Annotated in this window: 21 protein-coding genes; 16 read left to right on the plus strand and 5 right to left on the minus strand. The window is 72.3% G+C overall.

What is annotated here, in order from left to right; genetic code table 11:
- The first annotated feature begins 34 nt into the window (after positions 1 to 34).
- Both AB0M16_RS05285 and AB0M16_RS05290 read left to right on the plus strand, forming a co-directional pair.
- Entirely contained in the window at positions 35 to 436 is a 402-nt protein-coding gene (locus AB0M16_RS05285; RefSeq protein WP_365338950.1) for a hypothetical protein, read from the plus strand.
- 107 nt (positions 437 to 543) lie between these two features.
- Positions 544 to 4284, plus strand: a complete 3741-nt coding sequence (locus AB0M16_RS05290; RefSeq protein WP_365338952.1) for a choice-of-anchor D domain-containing protein — start codon at positions 544 to 546, stop codon at positions 4282 to 4284.
- 425 nt (positions 4285 to 4709) lie between these two features.
- On the opposite strand, the gene AB0M16_RS05295 is transcribed toward AB0M16_RS05290, so the two are convergent.
- From AB0M16_RS05295 to AB0M16_RS05305, 3 genes are all read right to left on the minus strand, one after another.
- A complete protein-coding gene (locus AB0M16_RS05295; protein ID WP_365338954.1) occupies positions 4710 to 5366 on the minus strand; it encodes a DUF305 domain-containing protein in 657 nt (218 codons plus the stop codon).
- 101 nt (positions 5367 to 5467) lie between these two features.
- Entirely contained in the window at positions 5468 to 5956 is a 489-nt protein-coding gene (locus AB0M16_RS05300) for a DUF6153 family protein (protein WP_365338956.1), read from the minus strand.
- Positions 5957 to 6046: 90 nt separating this feature from the next.
- Positions 6047 to 6394 (minus strand): tetratricopeptide repeat protein, encoded by a 348-nt coding sequence (locus tag AB0M16_RS05305; protein ID WP_365338958.1) that lies wholly within the window; start codon positions 6392 to 6394, stop codon positions 6047 to 6049.
- A gap of 136 nt (positions 6395 to 6530) precedes the next feature.
- Here AB0M16_RS05305 and AB0M16_RS05310 point away from each other — a divergent pair, with 136 nt between their 5' ends.
- Complete coding sequence (locus tag AB0M16_RS05310) at positions 6531 to 7496, plus strand: pirin family protein (protein WP_365338960.1); 966 nt, start codon at positions 6531 to 6533, stop codon at positions 7494 to 7496.
- Between the two features lie 118 nt (positions 7497 to 7614).
- On the opposite strand, the gene AB0M16_RS05315 is transcribed toward AB0M16_RS05310, so the two are convergent.
- Complete coding sequence (locus AB0M16_RS05315; protein WP_365338962.1) at positions 7615 to 8961, minus strand: pyridoxal-dependent decarboxylase; 1347 nt, start codon at positions 8959 to 8961, stop codon at positions 7615 to 7617.
- Between the two features lie 286 nt (positions 8962 to 9247).
- Between AB0M16_RS05315 and AB0M16_RS05320 the strand changes: the two genes are divergently transcribed.
- Together AB0M16_RS05320 and AB0M16_RS05325 are read left to right on the plus strand one after the other, a co-directional pair.
- Positions 9248 to 9991: an amino acid racemase gene (locus AB0M16_RS05320; RefSeq protein ID WP_365338964.1), complete on the plus strand. Its 744-nt coding sequence runs from the start codon at positions 9248 to 9250 to the stop codon at positions 9989 to 9991.
- A gap of 69 nt (positions 9992 to 10060) precedes the next feature.
- A complete protein-coding gene (locus AB0M16_RS05325) occupies positions 10061 to 11752 on the plus strand; it encodes a helix-turn-helix domain-containing protein (RefSeq protein WP_365338966.1) in 1692 nt (563 codons plus the stop codon).
- Between the two features lie 12 nt (positions 11753 to 11764).
- Here the strand turns inward: AB0M16_RS05325 and AB0M16_RS05330 are convergent, their stop codons facing one another.
- The gene (locus tag AB0M16_RS05330; protein ID WP_365338968.1) at positions 11765 to 12352 is read right to left on the minus strand and encodes an isochorismatase family protein; all 588 of its coding nucleotides are present in this window, start codon (positions 12350 to 12352) and stop codon (positions 11765 to 11767) included.
- Positions 12353 to 12547: 195 nt separating this feature from the next.
- On the opposite strand from AB0M16_RS05330, the gene AB0M16_RS05335 reads away from it, so the two are divergent.
- From AB0M16_RS05335 to menC, 11 genes are all read left to right on the plus strand, one after another.
- Entirely contained in the window at positions 12548 to 13873 is a 1326-nt protein-coding gene (locus AB0M16_RS05335) for a serine hydrolase domain-containing protein (RefSeq protein ID WP_365338970.1), read from the plus strand.
- A 21-nt stretch (positions 13874 to 13894) separates the two neighbouring features.
- Positions 13895 to 14836 (plus strand): serine hydrolase, encoded by a 942-nt coding sequence (locus tag AB0M16_RS05340; RefSeq protein ID WP_365338972.1) that lies wholly within the window; start codon positions 13895 to 13897, stop codon positions 14834 to 14836.
- Positions 14833 to 15750 (plus strand): serine hydrolase, encoded by a 918-nt coding sequence (locus AB0M16_RS05345; RefSeq protein WP_365338974.1) that lies wholly within the window; start codon positions 14833 to 14835, stop codon positions 15748 to 15750. The genes AB0M16_RS05340 and AB0M16_RS05345 overlap by 4 nt, the downstream gene beginning before the upstream one ends.
- 239 nt (positions 15751 to 15989) lie before the next feature.
- The gene (locus tag AB0M16_RS05350) at positions 15990 to 17570 is read left to right on the plus strand and encodes an ABC transporter substrate-binding protein (RefSeq protein ID WP_365338976.1); all 1581 of its coding nucleotides are present in this window, start codon (positions 15990 to 15992) and stop codon (positions 17568 to 17570) included.
- The gene (locus tag AB0M16_RS05355; protein WP_365338978.1) at positions 17567 to 18607 is read left to right on the plus strand and encodes an ABC transporter permease; all 1041 of its coding nucleotides are present in this window, start codon (positions 17567 to 17569) and stop codon (positions 18605 to 18607) included. Before AB0M16_RS05350 ends, AB0M16_RS05355 begins: the two co-directional genes overlap by 4 nt.
- Positions 18607 to 20424: a dipeptide/oligopeptide/nickel ABC transporter permease/ATP-binding protein gene (locus AB0M16_RS05360; RefSeq protein ID WP_365338980.1), complete on the plus strand. Its 1818-nt coding sequence runs from the start codon at positions 18607 to 18609 to the stop codon at positions 20422 to 20424. The genes AB0M16_RS05355 and AB0M16_RS05360 overlap by 1 nt, the downstream gene beginning before the upstream one ends.
- Positions 20421 to 21113 (plus strand): ATP-binding cassette domain-containing protein, encoded by a 693-nt coding sequence (locus AB0M16_RS05365; protein WP_365338982.1) that lies wholly within the window; start codon positions 20421 to 20423, stop codon positions 21111 to 21113. Before AB0M16_RS05360 ends, AB0M16_RS05365 begins: the two co-directional genes overlap by 4 nt.
- Before the next feature lie 76 nt (positions 21114 to 21189).
- Positions 21190 to 22212, plus strand: a complete 1023-nt coding sequence (locus tag AB0M16_RS05370; RefSeq protein ID WP_365338984.1) for a membrane dipeptidase — start codon at positions 21190 to 21192, stop codon at positions 22210 to 22212.
- Between the two features lie 243 nt (positions 22213 to 22455).
- A complete protein-coding gene (locus AB0M16_RS05375) occupies positions 22456 to 23538 on the plus strand; it encodes a M20 family metallopeptidase (protein WP_365339473.1) in 1083 nt (360 codons plus the stop codon).
- Positions 23535 to 24296: a GNAT family N-acetyltransferase gene (locus AB0M16_RS05380; RefSeq protein WP_365338986.1), complete on the plus strand. Its 762-nt coding sequence runs from the start codon at positions 23535 to 23537 to the stop codon at positions 24294 to 24296. The genes AB0M16_RS05375 and AB0M16_RS05380 overlap by 4 nt, the downstream gene beginning before the upstream one ends.
- A gap of 25 nt (positions 24297 to 24321) precedes the next feature.
- On the plus strand, positions 24322 to 25434 hold the full coding sequence (gene menC, locus AB0M16_RS05385) for an o-succinylbenzoate synthase (protein WP_365338988.1): 1113 nt from the start codon (positions 24322 to 24324) through the stop codon (positions 25432 to 25434).
- Positions 25435 to 25693 lie beyond the last annotated feature (259 nt).

Below are 25693 nucleotides of genomic sequence, written 5' to 3' on the forward strand. Positions count from 1 at the left end.
CCGCCGCCGGCCGCCGTCGGTAGGTTCGGGCGGCATGGCGGACCCCCTCTTCTACGTCGATCACTCGGACCTCCGCGAGGGGAGGCTCGCCGAGGCCAGGAGCGCGATGCGCGACCTCGCCGCGTTCATCGAGGAGAACGAGCCCCGACTGATCGCCTACCGCTTCTTCGTCGACGAGGCCCAGGCCACGATGACCCTCCTCGCCGTCCACCCCGACTCGGCGGCCCTGGAGTCCCACCTGGAGCTCGGCGGACCCAAGTTCCGCGCCTTCGCCGAACTCATCCGCATGCGCTCCATCGACCTGTACGGCCGGCCGAGCCCGGCGGTCGTCGAGGGGCTACGGCAGAAGGCCGCGATGCTCGGCGGAGGCACCGTCACCGTGCACTCCCCGGAAGCCGGGTTCAGCCGACTGCAGCCACCCGACCAGGTGAAGTGACCCGACTTCGCGTCGGCAGGGTGGTCGACTGCGGCAGGCTCGCCCCACCATGACCTCGGCGGGACGCGTTCCGGTCCCGGCCCCGCGCGTACCCAAGGGTGGAGACGATGACCGGCAGACGCAGAGTGCTCGCCCATGTCCTGACGATGTGTCTGACACTCGGCGGAGGCGGGGCGTCGGCGACCGCGAGCGCCGCCGCGCCGCCCGCCCCCGAGGTGGTGCGGGCCGCGGCCGCCGCCGACCAGACCACCATCTCCCACGACAACCTGCGCACCGGCTGGGACCCGAACGAGCCGGGACTCGCCCCCGACCAGGTGTCCAGCTCCGACTTCGGGCAGCAGTTCTCCACCGCGGTCGACGGCCAGGTCTACGCCCAGCCCCTCGTCGTCGGCAGCACCCTCGTCGTCGCCACCGAGAACAACAAGGTCTACGGACTCGACGCCGCCTCCGGGAAGATCAACTGGACCAAGGACCTGGGCCCGTTCTGGCCCGCCTCCGCCATCAACTGCGGCGACCTGGTCCCCAACATCGGCGTCACCTCCACCCCCGTCTACGACCCGGCCAGCGGGGCGCTCTACCTCACCGCCAAGGTGAACGACGGCCCCGACGCCCAGCACCCGAGCTGGTACGTGCACGCCATCGACCCCGCCACGGGCGCCGAACGCAGCGGCTGGCCCGTCAAGGTGGCGGGCGCCCCGGCCAACGACCCGGGCCGCGCCTTCAACTCGTACACCGCCGCCCAGCGCCCCGGGCTGCTGCTCATGGGCGGCTCCGTCTACGCGGGCTTCGCCTCCTACTGCGACCGCGGCCCGTACGTCGGCTACGTCCTCGGCGTCAACACCTCCACCCGCAAGACCACCCTCTGGGCCGCCGAGGACTCCTCCGCCAACGGCATGGCCGGCATCTGGATGAGCGGCGGCGGCCTCGTCTCCGACGGCCCCGGCCGGATCTTCCTCACCACCGGCAACGGCGTCACCCCCGCGCCCGGACCGGGCACCATGCCGCCCGGCCAGCTCTCCCAGTCCGTCGTCCGGCTCGGCGTCAACAGCGACGGCACCATGTCCGCCCAGGACTTCTTCGCCCCCAGCGACGCCAACCAGCTCGACCTCAACGACACCGACCTCGGCTCCGGCGGTCCGGTGGCCCTGCCCGCCACCCCGTTCGGCACCAGCGCCCATCCCCGGCTCCTCGTCCAGATCGGCAAGGACGGGCGCCTCTTCCTCCTCGACCGGGACGACCTCGGCGGGCGCAGCCAGGGCCCCGGCGGCACCGACAAGGTCCTGGGCACCTTCGGACCGTACGAGGGAGTCTGGGGCCACCCGGGCGTCTACGGAGGCCAGGGCGGCTACGTCTACACCATCGGCTCGCGCGGACCGCTGCGCGCGTTCGCGTACGGACTGACGGGCACCGGCCGGCCCGCCCTCACCAACACCGGCAGCAGCACCGGGACGTTCGGCTACACCTCCGGCTCGCCGGTGATCACCTCCACCGGCACCAACTCCGGCTCGGCCCTCGTCTGGGCGGTCTACTCGGACGGCTCCAACGGAGCCAACGGCCAGCTCCGCGCGTACGACGCCGTCCCCGTCAACGGCACGCTCAAGCTGCGGTGGTCGGCACCGATCGGCACCGCGTCCAAGTTCTCCGTCCCGGCCACCAACGGCGGCCGCATCTACGTCGGCACGCGCGACGGCCACGTGCTCGCCTTCGGGCGTCCCGCCAACTCCGCCATCACCAGCAGCCCCGTCGACTTCGGACGGGTCGCCGTCGGCGGCAGCGCGAACGCCACGGCGACCGTCACCGCCACCCGCGACGTCACCATCAACGCCGTCACCACCCCGGCCGGCAGCGCGTTCACCGCCGCCCCGACCGGCCTGCCGCGCACCCTGCGCGCCGGCGACACCTACTCCGTACCGGTCCGCTTCGCGCCGACCGCACCCGGGCCCGACAGCTCCTTCATCACCGTGTCGACCGGTGTCGGCGACAGCGCCGTCGGGCTCACCGGCTACGGAACGCGGCCCGGGCTCCTCGCCTCGCCCACGCTCCTCGACTTCGAGACCGTGCCCACCGGCACCAGGAAGTACCTCGGCGTCACCTTCACCAACACCGGAACGCAACCCGAGACCGTCTCCGCGACCGCCCCGCCCGGCGCCCCGTTCAGCGCCACGGGCCTGCCCGCCGGCGGCACCGTCGTCCAGCCCCAGCAGTCGGTCTCCGTCCAGGTCGCGTACGTCCCCACGACCGACGGCGACGACACCGGAAGCCTCTCCGTGACCGGGCAGAACGGCACCTCCACCGTCTCCCTCAAGGGCACCGCCGTCACCGGCCAGGCCCGGCTGACCGTCACCCCGACCTCGACCGACTTCGGCACCGTGAAGGTCGGCCAGTCGGTCACCAAGACCTTCGACATCAGCAACACCGGCAACATCCCGCTCACCATCACCAAGGCCAAGCCGCCCGCCGCCCCCTTCCACGTGACCGACCCGCTCAGCGAGGGGCAGGTCATCGGTCCCGAGGACGTCATCCACCAGTCCGTCACCTTCTCGCCGACCTCCCTCGGCACGGTCAACGCCGCCTACGAACTCACCTCCGACGACGGACGCGGCCCGCAGAACGAGACCCTCACCGGAGCCGGCGCCGCCGGGACCGGCGTCACCGTCCCCGGCCCCAACGCCGGCGGCTGGAAGCTCAACGGCAACGCCCAGATCTCCGGCGGCGACCTGCAGCTCACCCAGGCGACGGCGGATCAGCGCGGCACCGCCGTCTGGCCCGTACCCGTCCTCACCGACGGACTCAGGGCGACCTTCACCACCGTCATCGGCGGCGGGACCGGCGCCGACGGACTCTCCTTCGCCCTCCTCGACCCGGCCAGGACCACCGCGGGCGCCCTCGGCGCCGGAGGCGGCGGCCTCGGCTGGTCCGGACTCCCGGGTGTCGCCGTCACCCTCGACACCTACGACAACGGCGCGAGCGATCCCTCGGCCAACTTCCTCGGCATCGCCACCGGCGGCAGCGGCCCCGCCCTCACCTACGCCTCGACCACGACGAACGTGCCGAACCTGCGTGCCGGCGGCCACACCGTGAACGTCGCCGTCACCGGCACCACCCTCACCGTCACCGTCGACGGCACGCAACGGCTCAGCACCAGCGTGGCCTCGCTCCCGCCGACCGCCTTCCTCGCCTTCACCGGCGCCACCGGAGGCAGCACCGACATCCACGCCGTCCGGGGCGTGACCCTCACCGCCGCCTCGTACGCGGTGCCGCCGCCCGGTCCCAACGGCTGGACGTACAACGGCAGCGCGGCCCTGTCCGGCACCAGCCTGGAGCTGACCCCGCTCCAGACCTTCCAGCGCGGCTCGGCCGTCCAGGCCACCGCCGTCCCCTCCGCCCGCCTGAAGGCCCGCTTCACCGCCACCATCGGCGGCGGCACCGGCGCCGACGGACTCGCCCTGCTCCTCCTGGACGCGAGCCGGACCACCGCGAAGGCACTCGCCGCCAACAGCGGCGGCAGCCTCGGCTTCGCCGGACTCCCGGGCGTCGCCGTCACCCTCGACACCTACGACAACGGCCCCAACGACCCCTCGGCCAACTTCGTCGCGGTGGCCACCGGAGGCAGCGGAACCACCCTGACCTACGCGGCCACCGCGACCAACGTCCCCAACCTCCGCAGCGGCAGCCACACCGTCGACGCGGTCGTCACCGCCACCGGCCGGCTCCAGGTCAGCGTCGACGGCACCCGTGTCATCGACGTCGCGGTGACGCTCCCGCAGAACGTCCTCGTCGGCTTCAGCGGCACGACCGGCGGCCGGACCGACCGGCACACGGTGACGGGGGTGCGGGTCGGCTACTGAGCAGCCGACCCGCGGCCGTGACGTTCAGTGGCCCGCGCCACCGGACGTCACGGCCATCCGCCGGGTGAACGTGCGTCCGCCGTCGGTCGACCCGTGCACCCCGTCCCGCGTCGCCACCAGGATCCGGCGCGCGTCGACGGCGGTCAGCGCCTGCGGCGCGCCGCCCGGCACCGTCGAGACCCGGCCGGTCCGTCCGGTCCGGACCGAGCCGGGGTCTGGGCCCGCCGGACCGGACCGGCGGAGCCCGACGGAGCCGGTCCGGTTCGGGCCCGGGTCTGTGCCCGACGGACCGGTCCGAGCCGGGGGCTGCGCCCGACCGACCAAGTCCGAGCCCGACCAGCCGGTCGGCCGGTCCGAGCCGGTGTGGGCCCGACCGGCCGGTCGGCTGCTCAGAGCGGGGCTGGGCCCGCCGGCCGGTGGGCCGGTCAGAGCCGGTCGAGGATCTTCCGCAGCTGCGCGATCTCGGCGTCCTGCGTCCGCACGACGTCGTCGGCCACCTGCTTCGCCGCCGCGTCGGCGCCGTCCTTCTGCTCCGTCTTCGCCATCGCCACCGCGCCCTCGTGGTGGGCGATCATCAGCTCGGCGAACGTGCGGTCGAAGTCCTTGCCCTTCGTGGCGGCGAGGGCCTTCATGTCCGCGTCGGACATCATCCCGGGCATGCCGTGGCCGCCGTGCCCGGCGTTCTCCGGCCTGCCCCAGGCCTTGAGCCAGGACCGCATCTTCCGGATCTCGGGGTCCTGGGCCTTCTCGATCGCTTCGACGAGCTTCTTGATCTCGGGGTCCGCCGCACGGCCGTCGGCGAGCTCCGCCATCTCCAGGGCCTGCTCGTGGTGCGGGATCATCATCTGCGCGAACATCACGTCCGCGTCGTTGAAGGCCCCGGCGGACGCCGAGGCGGAGGCGGAAGCCGTGGCCGACGGGGTGGCGGAGGCCTTGCTGCCGTGCTCCATGCCGCCCATGGAGCCGTCGGAGTCGCCGGAGCCGCCACAGGCGGCGAGGAGGAGCGCGGCGGCGGCGACGGCGCCGGTGAGCGCCAGCCTGCGGGTGGTGCGGTGGGCGGTGGGCGTGCTGAAGGTACGCATAGGTGTCACACCTCGTGTGCTGTCGTGTCGGATCGTGGTGGCGGATCGGTTCGTCGAGCGCGTCGGCGGGCAGCACGGGGCGCCCGCGGTGGCGTGACGGCCTAGATCCGCAGGATCGACAGCTGGGCGAGGTCGGGTGGCCGGGGCGGCGGTGCGTTCGGGCCCAGGGCCGGCAGCAGCCCGGCCAGGAGCGCGGCGGTCCGGTCCGGACGGCGCGCGAGGGCCGCCCGGACGAGCGCGACGAGCAGCCAGGCCCCGAGGACCGCCACGCAGAGCGTGGTCATGTCCATCCCCGTTCCGTCGGACTCGTGCGAGGCCGACTTCCGGTGGTCGCCGCCGTGGTCGCCGCCGTGGTGGGCCGGGGCGGAGGCGTCGGCGGAGGCGCCGTCGGCGGGGGAGGCATCGGCGGGGAGGAGGCCGGTCGCGGCGACGACGTGGGTCGTGCCGTCCGCGCCGCCGCCGGAGGAGCCCTCCGGGTGCCCCACCGAGTGCATCACGAAGACACCGAGCGCGAGCACGACGACGAGCAGGAGGTGCGCCAGGGCGCCTCCTGCTCGTGTACGGCCGCGTCGCTCTCGTTCCACGTGCACGGAAGTGAGCCTATCCGAATACCCCCGACGGGTACGCGACGCGCGCCGCGGCGCGCCGCGAACAGTCCCCGAACGGCCCGCGCGAACGGGCTACCCGACCGTGTCGCCGGCCATCGCGGCGGCCAGCCGCAGGTGCGGGGCGGCCTCGTCGGCCCGGCCCTGGCGCTCCAGGGTGCGCCCGAGCATCAGCCGGGCGTAGTGCTCGACGGGGTCGCGCTCCAGGACGGCGCGCAGCTCCTCCTCGGCGCGGGTGAGCTGGGCCGAGTGGTAGTACGCGCGGGCCAGCAGCAGCCGCTGGGCCGTCTGGTCCAGGTGCTCGGCGACCAGACCGCGCAGGATGCGGGCGGCCGTCAGGTACTCCCTCGCCTCGAAGAACAGCTGCGCGCGGCTCCATCGGTCGGCCGCCGTGCCGAACTCGTAGTACGTCTCGTCGCTCACTGTTCACTCTCTCCGTGGTCGAGCCGGGCGGTGCTTCCTTCGCTCGGCTCAACACCCCGTCCTTGTTGAACATTCCACCAATATTGTGGCGCGGGTCCGCCCCGTACGGACCTCCGACAGGAATAGGTTGAGCGACATGAGCAATCTTGATCGCCAGGCCACCCTCCAGGTCTGCGGCGGCCGGGGTTTCGTCGTCGCCGAACCGGTACGGGAACTCCTCAGCCCCCGCCACGTCCAGCTCGGCGAATCGACCGAGGTCCGCCGACTGCTCCCCAACCTCGGCCGCCGCATGGTCGGCGCCTGGGCCTTCGTCGACCACTACGGCCCCGACGACATCGCCGACGAAGCCGGCATGCAGGTCCCGCCCCACCCGCACATGGGCCTGCAGACCGTCAGCTGGCTGCACGAGGGCGAGGTCCTGCACCGCGACTCGACGGGCAGCCTGCAGACCATCCGGCCCCGCGAACTGGGCCTGATGACCTCGGGCCGGGCGATCTCCCACTCCGAGGAGAGCCCCCGGCCGCACGCCCGCTATCTGCACGGCGCCCAGCTGTGGGTCGCGCTCCCGGACGCCCACCGGCACGTCGAGCCGCACTTCCAGCACCACGCCGAGCTCCCGCGGGTCACGGCCCCCGGCCTGACCGCCACGGTCATCCTCGGCGCCCTCGACGGCGCGGTCTCCCCGGGCACGGCCTACACGCCGATCACCGGCGCCGACCTCGCCCTGACCGCCGGCACCGAGCTCCGCCTCCCGCTCGACCCCGACTTCGAGTACGCGGTCCTCGCCATGTCCGGCGAGGCCCACGTGGACGACGTCCCCGTCCTCCCCGGCTCCATGCTGTACCTCGGCTGCGGCCGCACCGAACTCCCGCTGCGCGCCGCCTCCGACGCGGGCCTGATGCTCCTCGGCGGCGAGCCGTTCGAGGAGGAGCTGGTCATGTGGTGGAACTTCGTGGGCCGCACGGACGAGGAGATCCGCCAGGCCCGCGAGGACTGGATGACCGGCTCCCGCTTCGGCGAGGTCAAGGGCTACGAGGGCGGGCGCCTGGCCGCCCCGGAGGTGCCCCCGACCCCGCTGAAGGCCCGGGGGAGGGTGCGCTGACCTGCGGCTTTGCTCCTTTCTGGAGCTTTCGCGGTGACGCCGTTCTACGCGCTCGATTCTCCCCGGCCGGGACGGCCCCACTCGGGGGTTGCCCCGGCCGCTCGGCGGTGGGGGTTGTTCAGGCCATGGTGCCCACGATCTCCTCGACCAGCTCCAGAGTGGTCTCTGGGTGCAGAAAGGCGAAGCGGGCGACCGTCTCGCCCTCCCAGCCGGTCGGCGCGACGAACGCGGTCTGGCCGGCGAGGAGGCGGGCGGACCATTCCGCGTAGTCCTCGGGGGTCCAGCCGATGCGGCGGAACAGTACGGCGGACAGCTCCGGTTCGCGGATGAGTTCGAGGTGCGGGGTCTTGCGAATGAGGGTGGCGGTGGCGCGGGCCAGGGAGAGGGCCTTCTCCATGGCCTCGGTGTAGGCGCGGGTGCCGTGGACGGCGAGGGAGAACCACAGGGGGAGGCCGCGGGCACGGCGGCTCAGCTGGTGGGCGTAGTCGCTCGGGTTCCACTGAGTGTCGTCGTCCGTGTGAAGGGCGTCGAGGTAGGAGGCGTCCTGGGTGTGGGCTGCCCTGGCCTGACGCGGGTCGCGGTAGAGGAGGGCGGCGCAGTCGAAGGGGGCGAACAGCCACTTGTGCGGGTCGATGACGAGGGAGTCGGCGTGCTCGATGCCCCGGTAGCGGTCCCGGACGCTCGGGGCGAGGAGGCCGGCACCCCCGTACGCGCCGTCCACGTGGAACCAGAGGTCGACGTCACTTGCCACGGCGGCGATTCCCGCGAGGTCGTCGATGATGCCGGCGTTGGTCGTGCCGGCGGTCGCCGCCACTCCGATGACGTCCGACGGGTCCGCGTCGGCGAGGAGCGCCGCGCGCAGCGCGGGGCCGGTCAGGCGGTGGTCCATGGCCGGCACGGTGAAGGGCTCGACGCCGATGATGCGCAGGGCGTTGCCGATGGAAGAGTGGGCCTGGTCGGACACGGCGAACCGGACGCGGTCGTACGGGCCGAGGCCCCGGCGGGACCGGGCCGTGTCGCGTGCGGTGACCAGGGCGGAGAGGTTTCCGGCGGAGCCGCCGGAGACGAAGCATCCGCCGGCTTCGGCCGGCATCCCGGCGAGGTCCGCGAGCAGGCGCAGGACCTGGTTCTCGGCGGCGATGGGGCCGGAGGCGAGGAGCCACGAGACGCCCTGGATCGACGAGCATGAGACGAGCATGTCGAAGAGGGCGGCGGCCTGCGTGGGGGCGGCGGGGACGAACGACAGGAAGCGGGGGCTGTCGACCGCGATCACGGTCGGCGCGAGCTGCTCGGTCCACAGGCGCAGGACCTCCGCCGGATCGTTTCCCTCGGGGCCGATCAGCCCGACCAGGACCCTGTCGAGCTTGTCTCCCTCGCCAGTGTGGTTGAGCGGGGGCCGGTTCAGCAGCCGGTCGCGCAGGGAGGCGACGACGAGGTCGGTGAGGGCAGGGTCGTACGTGTGCATGGTGGGCCTTCGTGTTGACGATCAGCGAGCCCGGCCGGGCAGGGCAGGGCCGAGGCCCAGTCAAATCGGCGCCCGGGTGGGAGGGTTCGGTCTGCCTCACAGCTCTGGGGTGGTCGCTTCGTCCGCTCGACCGAACCAGTTGCCCGGCGCGGGGGTGTTCCGGCGGCCCGTACCAATCGCGGTCGGACCTTTTGGCTTCGGCGACGACCTCCCGCCGCTCCCATCGAGCGACGATCGCGTCGAGACCCCGCGCAGTACGGCGGGAAGAACGGAAAGGCTGCCCCGCATGCGTCACGTCACCCGCCCGACCCTCGGCATCCTCGGCGGGATGGGACCCCTCGCCACGGCCGACTTCTACCGGCGGCTCGTCGAACGCACCCCGGCGGGATCCGACCAGGCGCATCTGCCCGTCCTCATGTGGGCGGATCCGGGCGTCCCGGACCGGACGGCGGCGCTGCTCGGGGAAGGGCCTTCGCCCGTTCCCGCCCTCGTCGAGGGTGCCCGCTGGCTCCAGCGCGCGGGAGTCAGCTGCATCGCCGTCCCCTGCAACACCGCGCATGCCTACGTCGAGCAGCTGTCCAGGGCCACCGGCGTCGAGGTCCTCGACATGATCAGGGCCGCTCTTGAGGCAGCGGCCCGCCGCACGCCTGGGCTTGAGCGCGTGGGCGTCCTGGCGACCCGGGGGACGCGCCTGACCGGACTGTACGAGCGGGCCGGCGCCCGGCTCGGGCTCGACGTGGTCCAGGTGTCCGGCCCCGTACAGGAGGAGTACGTGGACGCCGCCATCCGCGCGGTCAAGGGCGGCGCCGACCCCGCCGGGCCCGAACGCTGGATCGCCACGGCGACTGACAGCCTCAAGGAGCGGGGCGCGCAGGCGGTCGTCGCCGCCTGTACCGAGATACCACTGATCAGCTCAGCGGCATCCCGCGTGCTGCCGCTGGTCGACTCGACCGACGCCCTCGCCGAAGCCGCCGTCGCCCGCCTCTGGCGACCCACGAGCGCAGTTCGTATTCGCGAACGAACCGGCTGACGTATCCTCGTCCGCACGCACCACATCGCAGGGCTGCGCGAGTCCTAACCTGCGGAGATGATCAGGCACATGTCGACGCACCCCGCCCGAAGTCTCAGCCGGGTGCTCGAGGACTTCGGCCACACCCTCCTGGACCTCCTGTACGGCGACCCTGACGCGGCCGGCGAGATCGGCGGCGTCGGCATCCACGATCCGTACGACGAACAGCACTACCCGGAGCGCGCCATCGTGCTCGGCGTCGGTGTCCACGGAGCGGAGGAGACCGCCCGGCTGCTGCGGTATCTCGCCGCCCTCGGAGCCACCGCCCTCGTCGTCCGCGGCCCCGTCGACGACGCCGACGAGCTGGAGCCGGTCGTCAACGAGACCGGCGTCGCTCTGCTCGCCCTGACCCGCGGTGCCTCCTGGGCCCAGCTCGCGGCCATGCTGCGCACCCTGCTCGCCGAAGGCGACGTGGGCAATGCGGGGGAGGGCGAGGAGCAGACCCTGGGCGGGGTGCCGTCCGGAGACCTCTTCGCCCTGGCCAACGCCATCGCCACCCTCCTCGACGCCCCTGTCACCATCGAGGACCGCCGCTCCCGCATCCTCGCCTTCTCCGGACGCCAGGACGAGGCGGACGCCCCCAGGGTGGAGAGCATCCTCGCCCGCCAGGTCCCCGAGCGCTATCTGCGCCACCACGAGGAGCACGGCGTCTTCAAGGAGCTGTACCGCACCGAGGGCCTGGTGCACGTGCCCGCGCCGACCCTCGGCGACGAGGTGGCACTGCCCCGGGTCGCCGTCGCCGTGCGCGCCGGCGACGAGTTCCTCGGATCCGTGTGGGCGGCTCTGCGTAAGCCCCTCACTCCGGAGCGGGAGAAGGCGTTCCTGGAGGCGGCGAAGCTCGTCGCTCTCCACATGCTCCGCTTTCGGGCCGGCACGGACGCCGAGAACCGCCTGCGGGCCGACCTCGTCACCACCGCCCTCGAAGGCGGGGCCGGAGCGGTCGAAGCCCTCGGCCGGCTCGGCCTCGTCGACGAACCCACCCTGGTCATGGCCATGGGCCTCGCACCCGAGCGGGGCGAGGACCACGCCCACGTCACTGCAGAGCGCCAGCGCCTGGCCGCCGCCCTGGCCGTGCACCTCACCGCCGTACAGCCGCGTTCTGCCGTGGCACTGCTCGGCGACGTGGCGTACGCGCTCTTCCCCGTCCCGGGCGACAACGCCCACGCCCGGGAACGCGCCCTGCAGGTGGCGTCGAACTTCCTCCAGCGCACCGGCGACCGGGCCGGCGCCGTCATCGGGATCGGCTCCGTCGCCGAGGAACCCGCGGCGCTCCCGCGGTCCCGGGCCAACGCCGACCGGGCCCTGCGCGTGCTGTTCACCGGCCGTACCGGAAAGCGTGTCGCCTCGATCGCCGACGTGTACGTCGACGCCCTGCTCCTGGAGATGCGGGACCTGGCCATTGCCAACCGCGACGAGCTGTCCGGCCCTCTCGCCCGCCTCGTCGCGTACGACGCCAAGCACAACGCCCACCTGGTGGAGACGCTGCGGGCCTGGCTGGACGCCTTCGGGGACGTGATCACCGCCTCGGCGAGCGTGTTCGTCCACCCCAACACCTTCCGGTACCGGATCCGCCGAGTGGCAGAGGTCGGGGAGATCGACCTCCAGGACCCGTCGGCCCGGTTCGCCGCGATGCTGCAGCTGCGCCTGCTGGAACCGGGACGGACGCAGAAGGGCGGCGGGAGCGGGACCGAAGGCCCGGGCACCGCCGCCAGGTTCGACTGAGCGTCGGCTCGGTCAGAGCCGCACGCCCGGCGGGAGCGTCAGGTCCGCGTGGGTGTCGTGGAAGGCGTCCGCGTCCTGGATGGTGCGCACCCAGTCGTAGAACAGCTCCTTCGTGGACAGCGTCTCGATGCCCCGGCCGGCCAGGCGCCGCAGGCCCCGCTCGTGGGCCTGCCCGGGGCTGTACGCGGCGTCGTCCACGACCACCACGCGCTTGCCCGCGTGGTGCAGCTGGATCGCCGAGTGAGCGACGCAGATGTCCGTCTCGATGCCGACCAGGATCATCGTCGTGCGTGCGGTGGCCTCGATCGCGGCGGCGATGTCGGGGTTGTCCCACACGGCGAAGGCGTTCTTCGGCAGCGTGAGCGCCTTGGCCGGCAGCGCCTCGCGGATCTCCGGCACGGTGTGGCCGCCGGCCGCCGGGTCCTCCTCGGTCACCACGACGGGGATCTCCAGGCGGTCCGCAACGGAGGTGATCCAGGCGATGCGCCGCACCATGTCGTGGAACCGCTGCCGGTCCACGTCGAGCCGGTGGGGCGGGTAGAAATCGGTCTGCACATCGATGATCACCAGGGCGCAGTCGTCGCGGTCGATCAGCGGCATCGTCGTCTCGTCTCCTCATACGTCGGGTGCACGCCACCCTAGGAACGCCGGCCGCCCCCGGAGTCGTCTGGCGGACCAAGCTCCGACCTGCACGTTCGTATCCCTGTACGAACCACGCCGGTGCCTTCGTACGTACGCTTTCGGCCAAGCTCACCGAGCCGCAAACAGACACATCGAACCACCCGGAGGGCGAGCGTGAAGGCCGACATCGAGCACTGGACGAGCCGCCTCGCGGAGCTCGCCGCCGACTCCGACGTGCCTGGCGCGAGCCTGGCCTTCTGGTACGGCGGCGAGCTGTACGAGTGCGCGACCGGCGTCCTCAACACCGCGACCGGGGCGCCCGCGCACACCGACTCGCTGTTCCAGATCGGTTCGGTCACCAAGGTGTGGACCGCGACCCAGCTGATGCTCCTGGTCGAACAGGGCCGTGTCACGCTGGACACCCCGGTCGCGGAGATCCTGCCGGAGTTCACGGTGGGCGACCCCCGTGCCACCGAAGCGATCACCCTGCACCACCTGCTCACCCACACCTCGGGGATCGACGGAGACCTCTTCCTGGACACCGGGCGCGGAGACGACTGCCTGCGGCGGTACGTCGAGGCGTGCGCCGACCTGGAGCAGACCTTCCCCGTCGGGGACTCCCACTCCTACTGCAACTCCGGCTTCGTCATCGCCGGCCGTGTCGTCGAGCAGCTCACCGGAAAGGTGTGGGACCAGGCCCTGCGCGAGCAGGTCTGCGACCCGCTCGGCCTCTCCCACACCTGGACGCTGCCGGAGGACGTGCTGCGCTTCGGCGCGGCCGTCGGCCACGACGAGCACGGCGCCGTGGTGCCGCAGTGGGGACTGCCCCGGTCCGTCGGCCCCGCCGGACTGATCTGCGCCCGGGCCGCCGACGTGGTCACCTTCGGCCGCGCCCACCTCACCCCCGGAGCGCTCCTCGCCGACCCCGCCGCCTTGCGACAGGCACAGGTCGACCTGCCCAATCCGTACGGCGGCGGGCGGCAGTGGGGCATCGGCTGGAGCCTGGACGAGTGGGACGGCCACGAGGTCGTCTCCCACACCGGCGACACCATCGGCCAGCACGCCGCGCTCTGGGTCCTGCCCGAGCTGGGGACGGTCGTCGCCGCGCTGATCAACGGCGGGCGGAGCGTCGAGTTCCAGCAGCGTCTCGTCACCGAGCTTCTCGGGGACCTGCACGCGATCGACGTCCCCGCCCCCATCGGGCCCCCCGAGCCGCCCGTCCACGTCGACGTCGAACCCTTGACCGGTGTGTACGAGCGGGCCGGCAGCAGGATCCATGTGACCGCGCACGAGGGCGGACTGCGCCTGCGCACCGAACCCACCGGCATCCTCGTCGGCCTCGCCCGGTCCCGCACCCTCGACCTCGTCGCTGTCGACGCGACCACGTTCGTCGGGCGCGACGAAGGCGACTCGATCTGGGACGCGGTGGTGTTCGAGCGGCGCCCCGACGGCCCTCCGTACCTCCACTACAGCGGCCGCGCCACCCCCAAGACCAGCTGATCTCCGCAGGATTGGATCGCCATGGCACCACCTTCCACCGCAGATGCGGCGACCTCAGCCCTTTGGGCAATCTTCGACGAGGCCGGAGTCGAGGGCTTCGTCCACGCCCGCGACATCGACGACGCCGACGGAGACCGCGAGGTCGCCTTCCGCGCCGACGCCCCCGTCATCGTCGCTTCCGTCCGCAAGATCGCCGTTGCCCTCGCCTACGCCCGCCAGGCGGCGGCCGGAGCCCTCGACCGGGCCGCCCGCCACACCATCACCGCCGCCAACCGCGAGGGCGGCGGCATCGGCACCGACAGCTGCCGGCACGACGTCACCCTGAGCACCCGCGACCTCGCCTTCTTCATGCTCTCCATGAGCGACAACGCGGCCACCGACAAGCTCATGGAGATCCTCGGCACGGACCGGGTACGTGCCGTCGCCACCGAACTCGGCTGCCCGCGCCTTCCGGTCGGGCGCTACCGCGAGCTGTGGGACCCGGTCTGGGAGGAGCTCGGCCTCGACCCGGACGGCGACATCGATGCCCAGCTCGACCAGGTGAGCGAGGACCGGATCAGGGGCCTCGCCATGCTCGACCCCGCCCGTTCCGCGTCCAGTACGCCACGGGAGATCACGTCCATGCTGACGGCGATCTGGCGCGACCGGGCCGGACCCGCCGAAGCGTGCGCCGAGGTCCGTGAGCTCATGAGCCATCAGCTGTCCGTGCACCGCCTCGTCGCGGGCTTCGACGCAGGCGTCCGCGTCGCGGCCAAGAACGGCTCCCTGTGGGGCGTCCTCAACGAGGCAGCCGTCGTCGAGTACCCCGACGGCGGCCGGTACGCCGTCGCCGTCTTCCTGCGCACCCCCGCCCTCGGCGGCCGTAACCCGGCCGCCGACGCCGCGATCGGCCGTGCCGCACGGACCGCCGTCGACCACCTGCGCCGCCCGTCGGCCGAGAGCACCTCCCAGGAGACAGCATGATCACAGCCGCCGCGCAGTCGGCCGGGGCCGATCAGACCCGCACCGCTCTCTCGTACGTCTTCGCGCAGGCGCGGGCCGAAGGCTTCGTCCACGTCCGCGACCTCGACACGGGAGCGGAGTTCGGCCACGGCGCCGACACCCAGGTCGTGCTCGCCTCCGTCTTCAAGATCCCCATTGCTCTGGAGTACGCCCGGCAGGTGGCGGCAGGGGAGCTCGACCCGGCCAGGCGCCACACCGTCACATCCGCCTACCGGGCGGGCGGCAGCGGCACCGACGGCTGTGCCCACGACGTCGAGATGAGCGCCCGCGACCTCGCCTTCATGATGATGACGATCAGCGACAACGCCGCCACCGACCTGCTCCTGGACGTCGTCGGACCCGACCGCGTCCGCGCGACACTGGACGACCTGGGCTTCCCCGACTTCGGGTTCTCCTCCTGCGCCGCCCTGGACGACGACATCCGCCGGGAACTCGGGCTCGATCCGGACCGCTCCCTCGACGACCAGCTCGCCGGCATCCCCGACGAACGGCTCCTCGCCCTCCGCGCCTGCGCTCCCGGCACGAGTCCGTCGAGCACCCCACGCGAGGTGACCGCGCTGCTCGCTGCGATCTGGCGCGACGAGGCCGGGCCGGCGAGCGCCTGCGCCGAGGTCCGGGACATCATGGGCCAGCAGGTCTGGCAGCACCGCCTGGTCTCAGGCTTCCCCGAACCGGGCGTGCGGCTCGCCGGGAAGACGGGCACCGACTTCGCCGTACGCAACGAGGCCGGCGTGGTCGAGTACCCGGACGGCAAGCGGTACGCCGTGGGCGTCTTCCTCCGTACGTCGACCGCGGCCACGCGGCAACCCCTCGCCGACCGCGCGATCGGCCGGGCCGCACGGGCCGCCGTCGACCATCTCCGCGCCGGAACCTGAACGAGCCACGCCCAGCCGAGCCGCACCGTGCACACCGCCCCTCCGTACGGACACGCCACGCCCCGGACCGCATCGCCCGCGGTCCGGGGCCGACGTGTCTCCGAGACCGTCGCCGGGCTTGGGATCCCCCACCCAACGAGCCCCGCGGCTTTCGTCGCCCCGACTGAATCATTTCCGGCCACGAGCCGCGACTGTGGGGCAACTCTCCCGCTCCAAGGAGTCCCCCTATGAAGCCCCCGATGAAAAGAGCCAAGGCGATGTCCGCCTGTCTCGCGGTGTCACTGCTTGCGGCCGGCTGCGGCGGCGTCGCTCAGGCCGGATCGTCCGGCGGTGACGCCTTCAGCTACGCGATCAAGAGCGACCCGGGACTGCTCGACCCGGCCCAGATCCAGAACACGACCACGTACACCGCGCTGTCGCTGGCCTACGACACCCTGGTGCACGCCGGTTCCGACGGCCGCATCGTCTCCGGACTCGCCGAGAAGTGGGACGTCAGGCCCGCCTCCGTCACCTTCACCCTGCGCCGGGGCGTCACCTGCGCCGACGGAAGCCCGGTGACCGCGAGCACCGTCGCCGCCAACGTCAACCACATCACCGACCCCGCCACCAAGTCGCCCGCGTACGGCGTCGTGGTCCCCGAAGGACTCACCGCGAAGGCGGACGACACCGCCCGCACCGTGACCCTGTCGACGCCCGAACCCTTCGCTTTCATCCTGCAGAGCACCCGCTACCTCTTCATCGTCTGCGGAGCGGGCCTGAAGGACCGCGCCCTGCTGGCGAGCGGCACGTCCGGATCGGGCCCCTTCCGGCTCACCTCCGCCGAGCCGAACCAGAGCTACACCTTCGCCAAGCGCGACGGCTACGCCTGGGGACCGGACGGGGCGACCACCGCCGACCCGGCCATGCCCGGCTCGGTCGTGCTCAAGGTCGTCGGCAGCGAGTCGACGACCGCCAACCTGCTGCAGTCCCACGAACTGAACGGCGCGCAGCTCGCCGGCCCCGACCGCGCCCGCGTCACCAACATCCCTGGCGTGACCACCACCGTCCAGGCCAACGGCACCCAGGAGTTCCTCTTCCACCAGGGCAAGGGCCACCCCGGCAGCGACCCTGCCGTCCGCAAGGCCCTGCTCCAGGCCGTCGACATGGACTCCCTCGGGGCGATCGCCACCGGCGGCACCGGCCGCACCCCCACCGGCCTGGTCATGGACCCCAAGCCCTGCCCCGGCGACACCGTCACCGGCCACCTGCCCGTCTTCGACCCGATCGAGGCCAAGTCGGCGCTGTACGCCGCCGGCTGGCGCCGCGGCTCCGACGGCATCTGGGCGAAGGAAGGAAAGCGGCTCACGATCCGCATGATCTACGGCACGTCGTCAGGCGAGACGATGGCCGCCGCGGCCGAGTACCTGGCTGAACAATGGAAGAAGATCGGCGTCGACGTCCGACTGCGGGCCGTGTCCGACGCGGCCTACGGCGAGATCGAAGCGGTCACCCAGGACTGGGACGTGGACTGGGCGCCCCTCGGCGTCACGCTGCCCACCCAGCTGTTCGGCACCCTGTCCGGCCCCTTCACCCCCGACGGCGGCAACTTCGCCCACCTCACCAACACGGAGTACGAGAAGCTCACCGCCCAGGCGAGCAAGCTGCCCGGCACCGCCGGCTGCACCCTGTGGGACCGGTCGGAGCACGCCCTGATCGAGAGCGGCGACATCGTCCCCGTCGTCGACAAGACCGTCACCGTCGCCGCCCACAACGCCACCTTCCGCATCACGTCGGGCCTCTTCGACGCGACATCGATCCGTATGACGGGAGGACGGAAGTGACCACCACGACCGATGCCCTCACCCCGCACGAGACGGCCCCGGCTGCCCCACCACGCCGCCGCGTCCGACGCCTGACCCCGCTCTTCCTCGCGCGACAGCTGCTGCGCCTGGCCGGGTCCCTCGCCGTGCTCGTCGTCGCGTCGTTCGCGATGATCCACCTGATCCCCGGCGACCCGCTGCGCCAGATGCTCGGCCCCACCGCGCCGAAGGAGCTGGTCGACCAGCGCAGGAGCGAACTCGGCCTCGACCAGCCGTTGTTGAGTCAGTTCACGCACTACGTCAAGCAGCTGTTCTCCGGAGATCTCGGCACCTCGTTCTTCTCGTCCCAGCCGGTGACCGACCTCATCGGCCAGGGCCTGCCCAACACCCTGGCCCTCGCGGTCCTCGCCACCCTCGTCGCACTCGCCGTGGCCGTACCACTGGGCCTGTGGGCCGCCGTCCGCACCCACAACGGACGCCGGCGAGGCACCGAGACCGCCTTCACCACGCTCACCGGCGCCGCCGTCGCCATCCCCGAGTACCTCTACGGTCTGGCCCTGCTGCTCGTCCTCGCTCTGGGCCTCGGCCTGTTCCCGCCGGGCGGTCTGACGGGACCCGCCTCCTTCGTGCTGCCCGTGACCGCACTCGCCATCGCACCGGCGGCGATGATCGCCCGCCTGGCCCGGGTGGAGACCCTGCGCGAACTGGACACCGACTACATGCGCCTGGCCCACGCCAAGCGCCTGCCCGCCTGGCGGCTGTACGCGGTCCACCTGCTGCCGAACACCCTCACCGCGACCCTGACCATGGGCGGCCTGCTGCTCAGCGGTCTGATCACCGGCAGCGTCCTGGTCGAGAACGTCTTCGCCTGGCCCGGTCTCGGCCTGCGCACCGTCGAGGCCATCACGCAGAAGGACTACCCCGTGGCGCAGGCCATGATCCTCGTCTACGGCGCGCTCGTCCTCGTCGTCAACTTCCTCGTCGACATCCTGCTCGGGGTCCTCGATCCCAAGTCGACTCTGTCCACCCCGTCCGCCTCCACCCGCAGGGAGGGCTGATGCGTCACCTGCTGAGAAACCCCGTCGGTCTGCTGGGCGCCGTACTCGTCGCCCTCATGGTCCTCCTCGCCGTCGTCGGACCGCTGATCTGGCAGGACGCCGCCGACCAGATCAACCCCAAGGAGATCAGCCAGGGAGCCTCCGCCGCGCACTGGCTGGGCACCGACGCCCTCGGCCGGGACCTGCTGGCCCGGACCCTCGTCGCCACCCGGCTGACCCTGGGCCTGGCCTTCCTGGCCACGCTGATCGGCACCGTCTCCGGCGTCCTGCTCGGCACCCTTCCGCAGGTCCTGCCGCGACCGGCCGGCCGCGCGGTGATCGCCGCGGTCGACCTCCTGGTCGCCTTCCCCACCCTGCTGCTCGCCATGTTCACCGCCGTCGTCGCCGGGCTCGGCGCGCAGGGCGCCGTCCTCGGCATCGGCGTGGCCCTCGCACCGACCTTCGCCCGGCTCACCCACACCATGACGGCGACTGTCGCGGGATCGGACTACATCGCGGCCGCCCGCATGCTGCGCGTGCCCCGTCGCCGCATCCTCACCCGGCACATCCTCCCCAACATCGCCGAACCGCTCATCCTCAACACCGCCCAGGCGATGGGCGGCGCCCTCCTCGGCCTGTCCGCGATGTCCTTCCTCGGCATGGGCGTCCAGGCACCCTCGTACGACTGGGGCCGCCTGCTCAACGAAGCCTTCGGGCACGTCTACGTCACCCCGTCCGTGGTCGTCGCGCCCGCGCTGGCCGTCACCCTCGCCGGTCTCGGCTTCATGCTGCTCGGCGACACCTTCGCCAAGGCCGCCGCCCACACGAGCGAACCCGTCGGCAAGCCCGTCGCCCCCGTGGTGACCCCCACCCGGGACGAACCCGTACCGGACGCCGTCCTGGAGGTGCGGGACCTCAACGTCGCCTTCCCCGGGCGCATCACTCCCGTACGCCAGGTGTCGCTGACCGTCCGCGAGGGGGAGATCGTCGGCCTGGTGGGCGAATCGGGCAGCGGCAAGAGCATGACCGCCGCCGCCATCGGGCAGATCGTGCCCTACCCCGGACTCGCGGGCAGCGCCCGCACGCGACTGGCCGGGGTGGATCTGGACGGCCTCACGGACGCGGAGCGCCGCAAGCTGCTCGGCTCGTCCCTGGCGATGGTCTTCCAGGACCCCACCTCGTCGCTCAACCCGGCCCTGCGGGTCGGCGGCCAACTCGCCGAAGTGGCCACCCTGCACGACGGCGTCACGCGCACCGAGGCACGGGCCCGCGCCGTCGAACGCCTCGGCACGGTCCGCATCAAGCAGCCGGCCGAGGTCGCCCGGCAGTACCCGCACGAGCTCTCCGGCGGCATGCGCCAGCGCGCCGTCATCGCCATGGGCCTGATGAACACGCCCCGCCTGATCATCGCGGACGAGCCCACCACTGCGCTCGACGTCACCGTCCAGCGCGAGGTGCTGCGAGTGCTGCGCGAGGTGGTCGACGAGACACGCGCGGGCGCCCTGTTCATCTCCCACGACATCGCCGTCGTCAGCGAACTGTGCGACCGGATCGCCGTCATGTACGCGGGCCGCATCGTCGAGGAGCTTCCCGCCGACGGCCTCCACTACGCCCGGCACCCCTACACCCGCGCACTGGTCGGCTCCCTGCCGGACATGGACACCGACCGGTCGGGTCCCCTCAGCACCATCCCCGGCCGCCAGCCCGCGCCCGGCGACGTCGGCGACGGCTGTGCCTTCGCCGACCGGTGCGCCTTCGTCACCGCACGCTGCGCGATCCGGCCCAAGCTGCTCGCCCGTACGGAAGACCACTCCGTGGCCTGCTGGGAGGTCCAGTGAACATCGACCGACTCACCGTCCGATACGGCTCCTTCACCGCTGTCGACGGCGTCAGCCTGGCGGTCCCCGAGGGCTCCGTGACCGGTCTCGTCGGGGAGTCGGGCTCCGGGAAGTCCACCCTCGCCCGCGCCGTGGCCGGCCTGACGCCTTACCGGGGCACGGTCACCGGCGTCGCGCCCGGACGCGTCCAGATGGTCTTCCAGGACCCGTACTCCTCGCTGAACCCGCGCATGAGCATCGGCGACGCCATCGCCGAAGGCACCCGCGTCCCGCGCGCCCAGCGGGCGGCGGAGGTCGGGCGGCTCCTCGAACTGGTCTCCCTGCCGGCCACGTACGCGGGCAAGTACCCCCGTGAGCTCTCCGGCGGCCAGCGCCAGCGCGTCGCCATCGCCCGCGCCCTCGCGGCCGGGCCCGAGCTGCTCATCGCCGACGAGATCACCTCCGCCCTGGACGTCTCCGTCCAGGGAGCCGTCCTCAACCTGCTGCGCGAACTGCGCGGCGAACTCGGCCTGACCATGCTCTTCATCTCGCACAACCTCGCCGTCGTGCGGTACGTCTGCGATGCCGTCGCCGTCATGCACCATGGCCGGCTCGTGGAGTCAGGCCCTGTCGAAGAGGTGATCGGGGCGCCCCGGCACGAGTACACCCGCACCCTGCTCGACGCGGTCCCGCGACTCGCCCGCACCTGAGCCTCCCGCTCGCGTCCGGCGGCCCGATACCCCGTACGGGCCGCCGGACGTCTTCCCCCTGCCCGAAAGGACCGTCGTGTCCCACGACCTCCAGCACCGCGCCGTCGTCGCCGACGCGCACAACGACCTCCTCATGGCCGTCGCAGCCCGCCCCCCGAAGCGCTGGGGTGCCTTCTTCCGCGAACGATGGCTGCCCCAGCTGCGCGAGGGCGGCATCGACATCCAGGTCCTGCCCGTCTTCATCGACGACCAGTACCGCCCCGAGGGCGCGCTCCGGCAGACCCTCCGCATGATCGAGTGCGCCCACGTCCTCGCCGAGGCCAACGCCGACCAGGTCGCGCTGTGCCTGAACGGCGACGACATCGACGCCGCCCTCGCCGAGGGCAAGATCGCCCTGGTCCTCGCTCTGGAGAGCGCCCCCGGCATCGACGCCTCCGTCGAACTCTTCCCCACCCTCTTCCGGCTCGGCGTTCGGATCGCCTCGATCGCCCACTGGGGACGCACCCCGCTCGCCGACGGCAGCCGCGAGGACGCCACCGGCAGCCGGCTCACCGTGCCCGGCGTCGAGGCGCTGCGCGAGATGGAACGCCTCGGCATGCTCTTCGACATCTCCCACCTGGGAGCGAGCGGCGTCGCCCACGTCCTGGAGCTTGCCACACGGCCGCTCATCGCCACTCACTCCTGCGCCCGCGCCCTGCGCGACCACCACCGCAACCTCACCGACGAACAGATCCGCGGCGTGGCAGCCACGGGCGGTGTGGTGGGCGTGAACTTCGTACCGGACTTCCTCACCGACGACCAGGCCAAGGTGAGCACCGATCGGATCGTCGACCACATCGAGCACATCGTCTCCGTCGCGGGGATCGACCACGTCGGCCTCGGCTCGGACTTCGTACGCGAGGTCATGACGGACGTCACCCCGCCCTGTTGCGAGAACCTCGACGACGAGGACCCGATGTTCGACTTCCCCGGCCTCGAAGGCCCCGCCGGAATGCCCCTGGTGACCGAGGCGCTCGTCCGCCGAGGACTGCCGGAAACGGACATCCTGAAGATCCTCGGCGGGAACATGCGGCAACTCATGACCAAGCACATGGGCTGACGGCCGACGCTGCCGCGGTGCCCGGCGGGTCGTACGACCCGCCGGGCACCGGCCGTTCCACGGCCATTGGGTCCCCGGTACGAATCGGGCGCCCAGGTTGTCACCGCGCCACCAACCGGGCCGTGTCCGGCCTGCCTAGCGTGGTGGTCATCCCCACCTGGAGGAACCACCGTGCCGGTTGACCAAGAACCCCACCCCCTGCGAGCGGACCACGCGTCCGCCCCCGTACCCGAGCTCGACGCCATGCTCGCCGACCTCGAAGAGCTCGTCACCTGCGAGTCGTACTCCGCCGACCACGCCGCTGTGGCCCGCAGCGCGCGGGTGGTCGCCGAGCAGGGTGCCCGGCTGCTCGGCGCCCGCCCGCAGACGCTCGTGATCGACGGCGTCACGCACGTCCAGTGGACCTTCGGAACCCCGCGCGTCCTGCTCCTGGGCCACCACGACACCGTCTGGCCGATCGGCTCCCTCACCACCCACCCCTGGTCGGTGGAGCAGGGCATCGCCCGCGGTCCCGGCGTCTTCGACATGAAGGCCGGCCTGGTCCAGATGTTCCACGCACTGGCCGCCCTGCCCTCCCTCGACGGGGTGTGCGTCCTGGTCACGGGCGACGAGGAGGTCGGCTCGGACACCTCCCGCCCGCTCATCGAGGACCTGGCACGTCAGTGCACGGCCACCTTCGTCCTGGAGCCCTCCGCACCCGGAGGCGCACTCAAGACCGGCCGCAAAGGCGTCTCCCTCTACGACATCACGGTCCACGGCCGCGCCGCCCACTCCGGGCTCGAACCCGAGAAGGGCATCAACGCGGCGACCGAACTCGCCCACCAGATCCTCGCCCTGAGCCGGATCGCCGACACGGTGACCGCCGAGACCGGGCCGGGGACGACGGTCACCCCCACGCTTGCCTCGGCGGGCACCGCGAACAACACCGTTCCCGCCCGCGCTGACCTCAGCGTGGACGTACGCGTCCCCAGCGCGGCCGCCCAGGACGCGGTCGACCAGCTGATCAGGACCCTGGGACCGCAACACCCCGAGGCGCGCCTGAACATCGCCGGCGGCCTCAACCGGCCGCCCCTGGACCCCGACGCCTCACGCGGGCTCTTCGCCCTGGCCGACGACATCGCCGCGCGGCTCGGCCTCGACCCCCTGCGGCAGGCATCCGTCGGCGGCGCCTCCGACGGCAACTACACCGCCGGAGTCGGCTGCCCCACCCTCGACGGCCTCGGCGCCGTCGGCGACGGCGCCCACGCCGACCAGGAACACGTCGTCACCGCCACCATGCCGGCCCGCGCCCGGCTCCTGTCCCACCTCGTCGGAGCGATGCAGTGACCGCACTCGACGTCCGGGAACTCCACACCATGGAGGACCTCGACACCGTCAGCCGCCTCTACGCCGGCATATGGGGCACGGCCGCCGACAGCCCGCCCGTCTCCGCCGAGGTGATGCGAGCCCTGGCCCACGCGGGCAACTACGTGGCCGGCGCCTACGAGCAGGGCCGCCTGGTCGGCGCGTCCGTCGCCTTCTACGGCGACCCCGTCGGCACCACCCTGCACTCCCACATCACCGGCGCCTCCCAGGGACGCGGCATCGGCCTCGCCCTCAAACTGCACCAGCGCCGATGGGCCCTCGCCCGCGGACTGAAGCGCATCACGTGGACCTACGATCCGCTGATCCGCCGCAACGCCTACTTCAACCTCGTCAAGCTCGGCGCCCGCCCCGAGGAGTACCTGCGGTCCTTCTACGGCGCCATGGACGACGCCATCAATGGCGGCGACGAGTCCGACCGCGTCCTGACCGCCTGGGACCTGACCGCGCCCGCAGGGCCGTACACCTTCGACCTGCCCGCCGATGTCGCCCATGGCGTCCGCAACGACGACGGCCGCCCCGTGATCGGCCCGACCGACGCCCACACCGTCCTCATCGACCTCCCCGACGACATCGAGTCCCTGCGCCGCACCGACCCGGGCGTCGCCCGCGACTGGCGGCTGGCCGTACGGCACACCCTTGGCGGCCTCCTCGCCGAGGGAGCGCGCGTCGCGGGCTTCCACGACCGACGCAGCTACGTCATCCACCGCACCACCCCCTGACCAACGCACCAGGAGCCACCCGCACATGAAGACCACGATCTCCGGCGTCGAACTGCGCCGCATCGCGATGCCGCTCGTCGCCCCGTTCCGCACCTCCTTCGGCGTCGAGACCAGCCGTGACGTCCTGCTCGTCCGTGTCGTCACCTCCGACGGAGTCGAAGGCTGGGCCGAGTGCGCGGCCATGTCCGAGCCCCGCTACTGCTCCGAGTACGTCGACGGGGCCCAGGACGTCCTGCGTCGCTGCCTCGTCCCGGCCCTGCCGAAGGAGGGTGTGGACGCGGCGACCGTCGGCCGCGCGCTGGAACCCTTCACCGGCCACCACATGGCCAAGTCGGTCCTGGAGACAGCAGTCCTCGACGCCCAACTCCAACTGTCGGGCGAGTCCTTCGCGGCCCATCTGGGCGCTGCCCGCGACCGCGTCCCCTGCGGCGTCTCCGTCGGCATCATGGACTCGATACCCGAGCTCCTGGACGCGGTCGACGGCTACGTGTCGGAGGGCTACGTCCGTATCAAGCTGAAGATCGAGCCCGGCTGGGACGTCGCCCCCGTCCGCGCCGTCCGCGAGCGCTTCGGCGACGACCTCCTCCTCCAGGTCGACGCCAACGCCGCGTACACCCTGGTCGACGCCCAGCAGCTCGCGAAGCTCGACGACTTCGGCCTCCTGCTGATCGAACAGCCCCTCGCCAACGACGACATGGTCCAGCACGCCCAGCTCGCCAAGCTGCTGCGCACCCCGATCTGCCTGGACGAGTCCATCGAGTCCGCCGCCGACGCCGCCGCGGCCATCACCCTCGGCGCGTGCTCGGTGATCAACGTCAAGCCGGCCCGTGTCGGCGGCTACCTCGAGGCCCGCCGCATCCACGACATCGCCCGTGCCCACGGCGTCCCCGTCTGGTGCGGCGGCATGCTGGAGACCGGCATCGGCCGTGCGGCCAACGTCGCCCTGGCGGCCCTCCCCGGCTTCACCCTGCCGGGCGACACCTCGGGCTCGCACCGCTACTTCGCCACAGACATCACGAAGCCGTTCGTTCTCGCGGACGGCCACCTCGACGTCCCGACGGGCCCGGGGCTCGGCATCGAGCCGCTCCCGGACGTCCTGAAGGAGGTCACCACCTCCACCGAGTGGATCGCGTTCTAGTCCTCAGTACAGGACAGCCGAACCTCGAAGGCTCCCCGGGCGCGTACCGCTCCGGGGGAGCCTTCGAGGCACCTCGTCGCCTGCGACGGAATGGCCCGACCGAAATCAGCGCAGGAAACGAACGAAAGGGGTCACCGCTCCGGCACAGTGGCACCACCGCACAGCGTGACGGCAGGAGCGCTTCCACCCGCGAGCACTCACGACGCCACGCAGCCCGCCCGCCTGTCGGTCCAGCTGCGGAACCCCCTTCCAGCGTGAG

The organism is Streptomyces sp. NPDC051921 (assembly GCF_040680975.1).
Classification (GTDB): Bacteria; Actinomycetota; Actinomycetes; order Streptomycetales; family Streptomycetaceae; genus Streptomyces.